This window comes from Chryseobacterium caseinilyticum, from assembly GCF_014837145.1.
Classification (GTDB): domain Bacteria; phylum Bacteroidota; class Bacteroidia; order Flavobacteriales; family Weeksellaceae; genus Chryseobacterium; species Chryseobacterium caseinilyticum.
The window spans coordinates 193686-206915 of the sequence record NZ_JACYFS010000001.1; the positions used below are offsets into that span (position 1 = coordinate 193686).

10 protein-coding genes are annotated in these 13230 nt (G+C 37.4%); 6 read left to right on the forward strand and 4 right to left on the reverse strand.

All coding sequences use genetic code 11. The features are described 5' to 3' along the window. Positions 1 to 53: 53 nt before the first annotated feature. From pheT to IC610_RS00920, 5 genes are all read left to right on the forward strand, one after another. Positions 54 to 2456: a phenylalanine--tRNA ligase subunit beta gene (pheT, locus tag IC610_RS00900; protein ID WP_191734798.1), complete on the forward strand. Its 2403-nt coding sequence runs from the start codon at positions 54 to 56 to the stop codon at positions 2454 to 2456. A 365-nt stretch (positions 2457 to 2821) separates the two neighbouring features. Next, complete coding sequence (locus IC610_RS00905; protein WP_056078468.1) at positions 2822 to 4234, forward strand: APC family permease; 1413 nt, start codon at positions 2822 to 2824, stop codon at positions 4232 to 4234. A gap of 61 nt (positions 4235 to 4295) precedes the next feature. Beyond that, positions 4296 to 4736 carry a GPW/gp25 family protein gene (locus IC610_RS00910; protein ID WP_056078470.1) on the forward strand — a complete coding sequence of 147 codons (441 nt, stop codon included), beginning with the start codon at positions 4296 to 4298 and terminating at the stop codon, positions 4734 to 4736. Positions 4737 to 4779: 43 nt separating this feature from the next. Continuing rightward, positions 4780 to 6654, forward strand: a complete 1875-nt coding sequence (locus IC610_RS00915; protein ID WP_191734799.1) for a type VI secretion system baseplate subunit TssF — start codon at positions 4780 to 4782, stop codon at positions 6652 to 6654. A gap of 52 nt (positions 6655 to 6706) precedes the next feature. Further along, complete coding sequence (locus tag IC610_RS00920; RefSeq protein WP_191734800.1) at positions 6707 to 7120, forward strand: META domain-containing protein; 414 nt, start codon at positions 6707 to 6709, stop codon at positions 7118 to 7120. A gap of 51 nt (positions 7121 to 7171) precedes the next feature. Here IC610_RS00920 and IC610_RS00925 read toward each other — a convergent pair whose 3' ends face one another. From IC610_RS00925 to IC610_RS00935, 3 genes are all read right to left on the reverse strand, one after another. Beyond that, on the reverse strand, positions 7172 to 8251 hold the full coding sequence (locus tag IC610_RS00925; RefSeq protein WP_191734801.1) for an endonuclease/exonuclease/phosphatase family protein: 1080 nt from the start codon (positions 8249 to 8251) through the stop codon (positions 7172 to 7174). 110 nt (positions 8252 to 8361) lie between these two features. Next, complete coding sequence (locus tag IC610_RS00930) at positions 8362 to 10398, reverse strand: M13 family metallopeptidase (RefSeq protein ID WP_191734802.1); 2037 nt, start codon at positions 10396 to 10398, stop codon at positions 8362 to 8364. A 63-nt stretch (positions 10399 to 10461) separates the two neighbouring features. Then, a complete protein-coding gene (locus tag IC610_RS00935) occupies positions 10462 to 11712 on the reverse strand; it encodes a CinA family nicotinamide mononucleotide deamidase-related protein (RefSeq protein WP_191734803.1) in 1251 nt (416 codons plus the stop codon). 114 nt (positions 11713 to 11826) lie between these two features. Between IC610_RS00935 and IC610_RS00940 the strand changes: the two genes are divergently transcribed. After that, positions 11827 to 12303, forward strand: a complete 477-nt coding sequence (locus IC610_RS00940; protein WP_191734804.1) for a DUF7832 domain-containing protein — start codon at positions 11827 to 11829, stop codon at positions 12301 to 12303. A 173-nt stretch (positions 12304 to 12476) separates the two neighbouring features. Here IC610_RS00940 and IC610_RS00945 read toward each other — a convergent pair whose 3' ends face one another. Then, a complete protein-coding gene (locus tag IC610_RS00945) occupies positions 12477 to 13211 on the reverse strand; it encodes a LytR/AlgR family response regulator transcription factor (protein WP_191734805.1) in 735 nt (244 codons plus the stop codon). Between the last annotated feature and the right edge of the window lie 19 nt (positions 13212 to 13230).

The following is a 13230-nucleotide window of genomic DNA, read 5'->3' on the forward strand; positions in this document are numbered from 1 at the left end:
AAAATCGTTTTGCAATTTCAAATTTCAAAACTCAAATTTCAAATTCAGCATTAATGAAAATATCAAATAACTGGCTTAAAGATTTTATCAAAACAGATATTAAAACCGAGAGAATCGGGGAATTTCTTACCGATATAGGTCTTGAAGTTGAAGGAATAGAAAAATTTGAAAGCATCAAAGGCAGCCTTGAAGGAATCGTCGTGGGAAAAGTTTTGACCTGCGAAAAGCACCCCAATGCTGATAAACTAAACAAAACAACCGTAGATGTTGGTACAGGAAAGATTCTGAATATCGTTTGCGGAGCTCCGAATGTAGCTGAAGGACAGACTGTTCCAGTAGCTGTAGTAGGAACAAAAATTTACGCCAAAGACGGAAGTTTTTTTGAAATCAAGGAAGCCAAAATCCGTGGTGAAGTTTCACAAGGGATGATCTGTGCAGAAGATGAATTGGGTTTGAGCGATGATCACGGCGGAATTATGGTTTTGGATGAGACAAAATATGAAGTAGGAAAGAAGTTTGCAGACTATTTCGAACTTGCGAATGACGAAGTTTTTGAAATCGGTTTAACGCCAAACAGAACTGATGCGATGTCACATTATGGCGTTGCGAGAGACCTTTTTGCTTATCTTTCAACCAATCAGCAAAAGTCAGAATTCAATAAAGTTTCTTCTGAAGTTTTAAATAATGAAGGTTCACATAATTTCAGTCTTGAAGTTGAGAATACAGATCTCACACCGAGATATATTGGTGCTGTAATTGAAAATGTGAAAGTTGCAGAATCTCCGGCATGGCTTAAAGACAGATTGAAAGCCATCGGACTGAGCCCGATTAACAACGTTGTAGATATCACCAATTATATTCTTCATGGCCTCGGTCAGCCGCTTCACGCTTTTGACGCCGATAAAATTGAAGGCAGAAAAGTAAAAGTGGGAACTGTTGCTGAAGGAACAAAATTTAAAACATTAGACGGTGTTGAAAGAACATTAAACGGTTCAGAAATCATCATCAAAGACGGAAATGATCATCCTTTGTGTATTGCAGGAGTTTTCGGTGGTGCCCATTCCGGAGTTTCTACCGAGACGAAAACAATTTTCCTTGAAAGTGCTTACTTCAATCCTGTTGCTGTCCGAAAAGCAGCAAAAGCCCATGGTTTAAATACCGATGCTTCTTTCAGATTTGAAAGAGGAGTGGATCCGAATATTACCAGAACCGCTCTTACGCACGCTGTAAAATTAATCAGCGAACTGGCGGAAGGGAAATTGGTTGGAGAAATTCTTGAAGAATATCCAAATAAAATTAAAGACAACTATGTGATCATCAGATTCTCAAAAATCGAGCAGATTTTAGGAACAAAAATTCACAGAGAAAAAGTAAAAGAGATTTTAAAAGCACTTGATATTCAGGTTTTGAATGAAATTCAGAATGGTTTTGAAGTTTCAGTTCCTGCATACAGAGCCGATGTAACAAGAGAAATCGACATCATCGAAGAACTTTTAAGAATTTACGGTTACAATAAAATTGATGCTCCGCAGAAAATTTCATTTACACCGGTTAAATTAAATGCAAAAGATCAGGACGAACTTGAAAACTCCTGGGCAAGAACGCTTCAGAGTTTAGGTTTCAATGAAGTAATGAATAATTCTTTGACTTCAGTTAAAGATGAAACCGATGCAGTGAAACTTCTGAATCCTTTAAGCAATGATTTGGCATTTATGAGAAAGTCTTTACTGGAAGGTCTTTTACAGAATGCAATCTACAATATCAACAGAAAAAATCAGGACATCAAATTTTTTGAATTCGGAAAAATCTATCATAAAAAAGAGAAGTACGAAGAAAGAAAACAACTTGCAGTTTTGGTTTCAGGAAGAGATGTTGCCGAAAACTGGCTTCAGCCAAAATCTGCGACAGGTTTCTACAATCTGAAAGCGTATGTAAAAGTTCTGCTTGAAAAATTAGCGGTTGATTACAAAGAAATTGCTTCTTCTGACGGGAGATTTTCTGATGCTTTGGAATATGAGATCAATGGTGAAACCGTAGTAATAATCGGTAAAGTAGCTCCTCAAATGCTGAAGGATTTTGATATTGATCAGGATTGTTTCTACGCAGAAATCGAACTTGAACGGGCACAAAAATTAAGATCTGAAAACGAACTTAAATTTAAAGATATTCCTAAATTCAACAAAATAAGAAGAGATCTGGCTTTGCTGATTGATAAAAATGTTCAGTATCAGGATCTTTATCAGACAGCGAAAAAGAATAAGTCTCCGTTCATCAAAAACATCAATCTTTTTGACGTTTATGAAGGGAAAAATCTTCCTGAAGGCAAGAAATCTTATGCCATGAGTTTTGAACTTTTAAATGAAGAAAAAACTCTGGAAGAAAAAGAAATCGCTTCCGTAATGGAATCTCTGATTAAATCTTTCCAGAAAGAATTCAATGCAGAATTAAGATCTTAGCAACAAGATTCATATTTAAATACAGGACTGTTCGCAAGAGCAGTCTTTTTTTATTTGTGTGATAATTTTAAAATTAGCGTACTTACTTAATTTCCATTTTATGTATAATTATGACTTCGGAAACGGAAGCGTTAAGAAATTTTAAAAAAATTCCGTAAAGAAATTTCCACTGTTTGAGTGACGGCAATGAAAGTTATTCAAGAAACTACTTTCTTTCCGTCCGAGTTTGGAAATTTTAGGAATTTATTTAAAATTTTAGCTGAGTTTCCAAGTCTTGAATTTTTGATTCTTTTGTTTCAAGACAAAAGAATAAATAGTGAATTTTACTTTCCAATTTTAATTATATTTACGTTTTACAAAACTAAATGCAGAAAAAACTAAAACTTTGGGATGCCATCATGCTCGTAATGGGTTCAATGATCGGAAGCGGAATTTTTATCGTCAGCTCAGATATCATGAGAAACCTCGGTTCCGGCTGGTGGCTCGTAATCGTGTGGATTATCACAGGTGTGATGACGGTGGCAGCAGCAATCAGCTACGGCGAACTCTCTGCGATATTTCCCAAAGCCGGCGGACAGTATGTCTATTTAAAAGAAATCTTCGGAAGACGGATAGGCTTTCTGTACGGATGGGGACTTTTTTCTGTCATCCAAACCGGTACAATTGCAGCTGTGGCTGTAGCTTTCGGGAAATTTACAGCATATCTTATTCCTGCTTTGAATAACGCCCAACCTATTTTTCAGCAGGGAGAATTTAAAATTACCTACATTCAGATTCTGGCAATTTTTGTCATCATGCTGCTCACCTTCATCAATACAAAAGGTGTAGAAAGCGGTAAATTTTTACAGAACCTCTTTACAGGCTCCAAAATTTTAGCTTTAATCGGAATTATCGTAGCCGGAATTTTCTTTGTAAGCAACAGTTATTTATCGGAAAATTTCAGTGCGGGTTTAAATGCATTTAATAATTTAGAAAAAGATTCTTTAGGGAATTTCCTTCAGACTGGCTGGAAATCAGTTTCAGGGCTAACACTTTTTGGAGGAATCGCTTCAGCAATGGTGGGTGCAGTTTTCAGTTCTGTCGCCTGGGAGAGTGTAACTTTTGTTTCCGGTGAAATTGAAAATCCTAAAAAGAATGTTGTAAGGTCAATGATTTTCGGAACTTCAGCGGTGATGGTACTTTATCTTGCCGTTAACATAGTTTATCTTTCAACATTATCCCGGGACCAAATCGCTTTTGCAGCAGACGACAGGGTAGCGGTTTCTTCAGCTTTGGCAATTTTTGGCAACACCGGAACTCTGATTATCGCTTTGCTTGTAATGATCTCTACATTTGGTTGCAATAACGGTTTGATTTTATCAGGAGCGAGAGTTTTTCAAACCATGTCAAAAGACGGAATGTTCTTTAAATCAGCTTCCGAAAACAATAAAAATCAGGTTCCCGAAAATGCCTTGTGGATGCAGGGAGTCTGGGCAAGCGTTCTTTGCCTCAGCGGACAGTATGGTAATTTACTGGATATGATTTCATTTGTCATCGTTTTATTCTATATGATCACTGTTTTTGGGGTTATTTATTTAAGAATTAAAAAACCTGAACTTGAAAGACCATATAAAACGTGGCTATATCCTGTTACTCCGCTTATTTATCTGGTTATCGGTACAGCATTCTGTGTATTGCTTCTTTTCTTCAAAACACAGTACACGTGGCCGGGATTGCTTTTGGTATTGATTGGTCTTCCTATTTATTACTTCATCAATTCCCACAAAAAGGATGTTTGATTTGTCATAAAAAATGTTTATTTTGGTATAACCAATTCCTTAATAAATATGAAGTCAGTTTATGGATAAAACCAATTACAGAATGCCCTTTTCTCCGGACAGCTTGATGGTAGAGGGCGGAAGTGTGGATACATGCGATGAAGCCGAAAGTATTGCCCACAACATCATGCTTCTGATCACCACAAAAAAAGGTGAAAACCGGTATGATGACAACTACGGAAACGAAGTCTGGAATCTCGAATTTGACAACGGCGTAAGCTCCGGAATGTGGGAAACCATCTTTATCAACAGTCTCAAACAGCAGATCAGAGCCTACGAACCCAGAATTGTAGATGCAAAAGTAGATGCTCACCTCGAATTTGTAGAGCATAATTACGACACCAAAGAGCATACAGAAATCAAAAAAAAGGTAAGAATTGCCGTCAATGCCAGAATGGAGGCAAGTGGCGAACGGTATAGTTTTGTCACCGAAATTTTTCTCAGCCCGATGTCGATTGACTGAGGCTTTTCCATTTAATTATTTTTAATTTTTTTCAAAAACATTTATGAATCTGGATCAGAATATATATTCAAAAGAATCTGTAAAGGCGAGAATGCTGCAGAACGCGACCAAAATCTGGGGTGTGAAAAGTCCCCAGTCGCTGGATCCTTTTGTGAAACTGCTTATTGATGCCTTCAGCACAGAAATATTCAAAACCAATAACGAGGTACAGTCGGTGAACAGCAGGATTCTGGAGAAACTATCCAAACTGCTTACCCCCAATATTTATACACATCCTTTTCCGGCACATGCCATAGCGTTTGTAAACCCGACTGAAATGTCAGAAAAACTTTGGGAGCACACGGAATTTTTTTTCAAGAAAACAATTTCTTCCAGTGTCAAAGGCGAATCTGACCGCCAGGTAAGCATTCCTTTTACGCCGATTGATTCTGTAGTTTTAAACAGATTGCAGACTTCGGTAATGATAGTAGGCAACAACTGCTATGGAATCGATGAAAAACTCAATAAAATTCCTATGGGTAGGTTTCAGGGAAAAATTGATGACTACCGGAAAATTACAATCGGAATTGATGCAAGCCAGCTGAAAGGCGAAAAATTTCCGAAACATCTCAGTATTTATTGCTCAAATCCTTCTTTCGAACATTTGGATTTTGTTTTTAAACTGTTACCATTCACCGAAATTACTTCCAACGGAAACCCTATTGCAGTGCGCGGAGGTCTTTCGTACGAGAAAAACGTTTCCTATCAGGGTTATGAAGAGATTTTCAACGAACAATCCATCAGAACCAAAGTAAAAGCATCTTTAAAGAATGTGTATGATCAGAAATTTATAGAAATCACCGGACTTTCGGATAAACTTTTGCTTGAAAATGTTCTTCCCGAAGAAATTCAGCATCTTGCAGATCAGGAATCTTTAGAGAAGTTTGTTTCCGGTAAAAATATGCTCTGGCTCACCATTAGATTTCCACCACAGTTTACTGCTGAGATTTTAGATAATTTTTCTTTTATTTTAAATGCTTTTCCTGTCTACAACAGAGGCTGGAAAAAAACTGAATACAGTCTCGATGTGATGGGCAACAATATCCCGCTGATTACCGATGTCGGTGAGCATTTTCTCTATGTGGATGAAGTACAGGACGGCGACGGAAATTATTATCAGGAAATTCCTTTTACCCCAAATGACCATCTTAAAAAAGGACTTTATACCGTTCGGAAAGGTGGAATGGAACGATTCAACAACAGAAATGCTGTTGATATGATTGCCAATGTTCTGGAATTGACAAGAGATGAAATTACAGCTTTCTCTCTTTTAAACCGCGATAATGTGAAAACGGTTCTCAATGAAATTTCAGGTCAGATGAAAACCATGATGCAGAAAATTAATAACGTACGACAGAATACCAGACAGGATTTTAACTACGTCATTCTTGAACCCCTGGAAAACTCGCGTCACACTTTTGCGGCTTTTTGGTACACCAACTGTACTTTAGCCAACCAAATGCGACCGGGAACCGAACTTTCAAATCAGAAAAAATCGCAGTTTATGACACTGCTTACGGAAACTTTGGGTGGAGCAGAAGAGCAAACGGGAACAGACAGTATTCAGGCTTTTAAATTTGCTTTGACGTCTACAGATAAAATCATTACCATTCAGGATGTGAAAAATTATTGTGAAATGGTACTGAAAGATGAGCTGAAGGAAATCCGCGTGACACGCGGAACGATGATCAGCAGCAAGCCGAAAGAAGGTTTCATCAGAACGGTTCAGATTCAGATTATCCCGCAAAATTATGCTTTTTATGGGAAAAGATATTGGGATAATATGGCGGGCGTGTTGAAAAATCAAATCATTTCCCGTGCAATCGACGGTCTGGAATACATTTTGGAAGTGAAAGACGAAGATGATTTACTCAACTAAATTTCGGGCAGACAATTTATTTTGCCTAAATTTGAATTATAAAATTTAAAAAATGAAAAATTATATCTTAGGTCTTTTAGGAGCTGCAACAATAGTTTCATGCGGATCGATGGGTGGAAGTTCTGCTTCATCCAAAGTAGGTAAAACTCAGGCTTCTATTGCCAATACAAAATGGGTTTTGGCGGACAAAGTAAAAGGAACTGTGCCAACGTTAAACATTGAAGGCGAGAAAATCAACGGTAACGGAGGCTGCAACAGATTTTTCGGAACTGTGGCTATGGATGCGCAGTCAGGAACATTTACACCATCAGGCGTTGGTTCTACAAAAATGGCCTGCGAAAACATGAGTGTAGAAAACAATTACCTCGGAGCTTTGCAGAAAGTAAATAAATATGTGGTTACTGACTCAAGTCTTGAACTTTACCAAGGGAGTCTGTTGCTTTTAAAATTTAATAAAGCTGACTAAAGAATTTAAATTATAACAGAAAACCTGATCGTCGGTCAGGTTTTTCTTTTTTTATTCTGTTACGATGGCATCGCGCTGGCCGTCTTCCTTTTTGCCCTCTTCAATCATTTCTTCGGCCTCGGCTTTTTCTTCAGCATCCGCAGTATCTATTCTTTCCTCCTGATCATCATTCACATGATCGATTTTAAATTTACAGTACACCGGAAGATGGTCTGAACCAAAGTTTTCCAACGTTTTTAAGGTATCAATGAAAATTTCCTCGCTGTGAAACATCAGATCAATCGGAAATCTGAAAAATCTGTATTTCGCATGGAAAGTCGAAATAAACGCATGCCCAACTCTCGGATCGATCAGTTCACTTGTTTTTCTGAACAGGATGGATGATTTTGACCATGCCACATTATTAAAATCACCAACAACAATTACAGGCTTATCAATTTCCTTCACTCTTTTTGCTGTGCTGAGAAGGTCGCCGTCTCTTTCTTTTGAGGTTTTTTCTTCGGTAGGACTTGGCGGCGGAGGATGAACTCCGAAAAATACAAATTCAAAACCATCTTCCGTTTTCAAATGCGCTTCAATGCTCGGGATATCGTCAGCTACAAAGAAATGCGTTTTAGATTCTGAAATTTCCAGTTTGGAGTAAAAGTGCATTCCGTAAGTATTCTCCAAGGTAACTTTATGCTGAAACGGATAATCTTTTTCAAGAACCGTCAGTGCATTTTCCCAGTCACCATTGCTTTCCATGGTCAGGAAAACGTCTGGTTTGCATTTATTAATCAGATTAATAAACTGATTATAATCGGTATTAAACTGATACACATTTGCAGAAATAAACTGTAAAGGTTTTGAAGCTTTATCTGATGGTTTGTGGTCTTTAACAGGGTAGAGTGGCGTATATTTGATCAGGACAATGCCGTGATAAATAATTAAAAAGGCCAGAATTCCCTGAGCAATTTTCCAGGTTAAATCTTTTTCAAGAAAAAATCCGAACCCAAAAGTAAGTACTGCGATGATAAAAACCTGAATTTTACCGAAGTCCGGAACGCGGAAAACCCAATAAGTACCGGGAATTTTTGGAAGAACGGAAAATAAAACGATTAAAATACTCAGTACAAAATATAGTTCCCACATAGTTCATCAAACGAAAGCACTAATTTAGATATAATTAAAAATCTACCAAAAGAAAATATGTTACATTTAAAATAAAAAAAGCCGCCCATTTCTGAGCGACCTTAGGTATATTACCAAATCTTAATTCTTTCTTCAGGAGCTTTATATAATTTGTCTCCTTTTTTTACGTCGAATGCTTTGTAGAAAGCGTCAACATTCATTAAAGGTGCAAAACTTCTGAAATATCCCGGAGAGTGCGGGTCTGTTTTTACCTGATTGATCATGTATTTTTCGCTTGATAATGTTCTCCAGACAGTCGCCCAGCTCAGGAAAAATCTCTGATCCTGAGTGTAACCACTTATAACACCAGGATTTCCTTTGTCTTTCAGATACATTTGTAATGCATCATAAGCGATATTTACACCACCTAAATCAGCGATATTTTCACCGTTGGTAAACGTTCCGTTAACGAAAGTTCCTTTTACAGGCTCGTATTTATCGTATTGGGCAGCCAGAGCTTTTGTCGCTTTTTCGAAATTGGCTTTATCTTCCGGCGTCCACCAGTCTACTAAGTTTCCGTCAGCATCAAACTGAGCACCGGAATCATCAAATCCGTGAGAAATTTCGTGACCGATTACAGCACCGATTCCTCCAAAATTTACAGCTGCATCAGCTTTAGGATTGAAGAAAGGCGGCTGAAGAATCGCAGCAGGGAAAACAATCTCGTTGTTTACCGGATTGTAGTAAGCGTTTACCGTCTGTGGCGTCATTCCCCATTCAGTTTTATCTACCGGTTTTCCTATTTTCTCCAGGCTTTTTCCGTATTGCCATTCTCCAATGTTCTGAAGGTTGGCATACAGATTTCCTCCCTTAGATTCCGAAGTGATTTTCAGTTTAGAATAATCTTTCCATTTATCAGGATAGGCTACTTTTACAGTGAATTTGTTTAATTTTTCCAAAGCTTTAACCTTCGTTGTAGAAGACATCCAGCTTAATCCGTTGATGTGAACGACGAAACTTTTCTTTAAATAATCGATCAGTTCCACCATCTGAGCTTTTGCTTCAGCAGGGAAATATTTTTCAACATACAGTTTACCGAAAGCTTCACCCAGAGATCCATTGATTAATTCAAAACCTCTTTTGTTTAAAGCTCTCTGCTCCTGCTGACCTCTCAGATTTTTACCGTAGAACGCAAATTTCATATCACCTAATTTCTGACTCAGGTAAGATGCATTTCCGCTGATCATGTGGAATTTCAAATAATCTTTAATTACAGGAAGTGTTTTTGCATTCACCAATTGATCAAAGTTTTTATAATAGCCTAATTCACTGATGATTACTCTGTCTGTGTCTACACCAACTTTTTTAAGATAGGCAGGAAGGTCTACATTTTTCACCAAAGTTTTCAGTTCAGACATCGTTTTAGGATTGTACTGAAGTGTATTGTCACGGCTTTGCTCGTTGGTCAAAAGGTTTTTGGCGATGCTTTTTTCATACTCCACGATTCCTTTTGCAGCAGCATCAGCGTTGGTATAACCCAATTCTTTCAGCATGGAAGCCACATATTTTTCGTAATCGGCAAGAGCTTCGGTATTTTTAGCATCAACTTTCTGGTAGTAATCTCTTCCCATTCCCAAAGAAGCGTCACCAAGGTAAACGGCATTCATATTAGAATTTTTAAGGTCAGAGTAAACGCCCCATCCGTAGAAATTATTTTCACCTTCTTTTGTTACAGAAGCTAAATAATTCTGAAGATCTGTAAGGTTTTTAATGGCATCAATTTTCGAGATATTGGCTTGGATAGGCTTGATACCGTCAGCATTTCTCTTCTCCATGTTCATGTAAGTCGCATAGAGATCCTGAATTTTTTTTCCTTCACTTCCGTCAGCAAATTTGTCCTTCAGAAGAGAATTTAAAATCGTCATCGAGTTGTTGTCTGTATCATCAGCCAATTTGTTGAAACTTCCCCATGTTGGTTTATCAGAAGGAATTTTCGCAGTTTTCATCCAGCTTCCGTTTACATAATTGTAAAAGTCATCCTGTGGACGGACGTTTTTGTCCATATAATTCAGTTCCAAACCGGTTTCTGTAACCGTTTTAGCAGACTTCTGTGCCTGTACGGCAAAAGTTCCGGCTAAAAGAACTAAAGACAAAGTGAGTTTCTTCATTTTTTTATAATTTGTACTATAAGTAGTTTATGATTGAATATTGTTACTGAAAATCGCAATTATTTATTCAGAAATTAACATCGAAACCAGATCCTGAATTACCTTCTGCGCTGTGAAATGCATGAAATCAAGCCTTTCGAGATGTGGCATGTATAATTTCGAATTATGAATTTTGTCGCCGACTTTGATAGAGTAGTACACCAAACCGATGTCTTTTCCGTCTTCACCTTTTCCGGGACCGGCGACTCCCGTTGTAGATAGTGAAATATCAGTTTTAAATAGAATCTGACAACCGGAAGCCATTTCTGAAGCAACCTCCTCACTCACGACAGTGTGTTGATCCACGGTGTCTTTTTTTACATTTAAAATATCAATTTTTTTCTGAGTATCGTAAGGAATGATTCCTCCCAAAAAATATTTTGAACTGCCGGGATTGGATGTGATTAATTTTGCCAGTTCGCCGCCAGTGCAGCTTTCAGCGGTAGATAAAGTCAGTTTTTTTTCTGCTAAAATTTCCGCCAGAATCTTTTCAATTTTATCCTCTGAAGTGGCAATTACATTTGGTTTTATTAAAGGTAAAAGCTTTTGAATCTCCTCCTCAAGTTCCTGCTTGAGATCATTTTCGTTGTTTCCACTTGCTGTGATTCTCAATTTTACACGGGTTCCCACCGGAAGATAAGAAAGTGAGATGTGCTGAGGCAGAGCAAGCTCCCAGTCTTCAATCATATCTGCCAAAATACTTTCAGGAATTCCTACAACAGAAACAATTCTTGTCGTAAGATAATTTAAACTGAATTTTTCCTTTAAGTAAGGAACAATCTGATCTTTAATCAACGGTTTCACTTCGTAAGGAACGCCCGGAAGGCTGAAAACAATCTTTCCGTTTTCTTCCATCATCATGCACGGAGCGGTACCGAAATGGTTTTGGAAAACTGTTGATTTCGTTGGAACAAATGCCTGTTCACGGTTTCTTTCCAGAATTTCTATTCTTCCACGTTTTTCCATGTAGGCTTTGAGATGTTCAAAAGTGGTCTCATCCAGAGCAATTTCATCATCAAAAAAATCAGCGATGGCTTTCTTGGTTTTATCATCTCTTGTAGGTCCCAAACCTCCGGTCGTAATCACCAAATCTCCCAATACAAAAGCAGATTTCAAAATGTTTTTAATGATTTCGATCTCATCTGAAATGGTGAAAATCTGAACGGTTTTGATTCCGATATTTTTAAGTTCGGTAGCTATAAAATTCGAGTTGGTATCGACGGTATTTCCGGAAAGAATTTCGTCACCGATGGTGATAAGAACTGCGTTTTGCATGCTTTTAATTTTGAAAAAAAATTCGTTACAAATGACGTAAAAATCTCGGTAGCGAACAAAAGAAAATGATTTTTTATATCTTTGATTTCTACTGTTGACAACTATAATTATACTATGACAAAATACGATGATGCTTCGTGGCATACCGGCGGAGATTTTCCCGAAGAAATTCCCGGGAAAAACGGAGCAACACACACAGGAATGTTTCTAAACTGGTGTATTAGCCATAATCTGCATTCTGCCGAACTTCAGGAAGACCATGAAAATGAGATTGAAAGCCTTAAAAGGCGCGATATCACGGGAGCAGAATTTGTAATGGAAGCTTTAGACGGAAAATTTTCTGAATCTGATCTGAATGATTTCGGAAATGCTTTTGCAAAAGATTATTACGTTGATGAAACGGATTTTGCTGACAAATTCAGTTCATTTGCGACTGATTACATCAATATTTTCGACAGCATTGCAGAAGAAAGTGATTTTGAATATGAAACTTTTTATCACATCGAAGATAATTATGAAAATTACGATGTAATGAAGCAGGTAATTGATCACCGTTTTGAGGAGTGGAAGGAATATAAAAATCTTAATTAAAATTTTGCGAACAAAACCTCACAGGTTGGCGAAAATCTGTGAGGTTTGAGAGTTGATTTAAACCATTAAGATTTATTAAGTTGTTTAGAATGATTAAGATGAGCTTCGCTTTAAGCTAAGCTTGATAAAACTTAACTCCTTAAATGTTCTTAATGGTTCAAGTTTGTCAATAATTACGAAAAAACTTTCAGAAACTGCTCTTTAAAACTCCCCGAAACTTCAATTTCAGTTTGATCAGCCAATGTTGCTGTGCCGCTTTTGTGATAAGATTTCACAAACCCAGTATTGATGATATGCGAACGGTGAACTCTTACAAAAGGATTTTCCAGCAAGTCATCGAAGTGTTTCAAAAAACGGCAGACCATTTTCTTCGAGCCGTCGATAAGATATACCTGAGTGAAATTTCCATCTGCCTGAAGTCTCACGATATCTTCAGTTTTTACCACGTCAAAGCCCTGCAAAGTCGGAAGAATCAACTGTTGTTTTTCAGGTTTTAATTTTAAATTTTCTAAAAGAATTTTATTCCGGTTGAGTTCTTCTTTATTCTGAATACTTTCTGCCACTTTATTCACAGCTAAAATCAGTTCCTGAATATCGATGGGTTTTAAAATATAATAACTCGCAGATTTATTCAAAGCCTGAAGCGAATATTGTGAAAATGCCGTGATGAAAATTGTTTCGTAGGAAAATGCTTTGGTCGCTTCCAACACATCAAAAGCGTTCCCAAAAGGCATTTCCACATCCAAAAAAACCAGTTGTGGCTGCATTTCAGCAATTAACGGAACGGCTTCTTTAATATTTTCCGCTTCGCCCAAAATCTCGATTTGAGGACAGTATTTGGTAAGGTAGTTTCTGAGAACTTCTCTGGCAATTTTTTCGTCGTCTACGATTACGGATTTTATTTTCATGCTGGAAAATTTAATATTT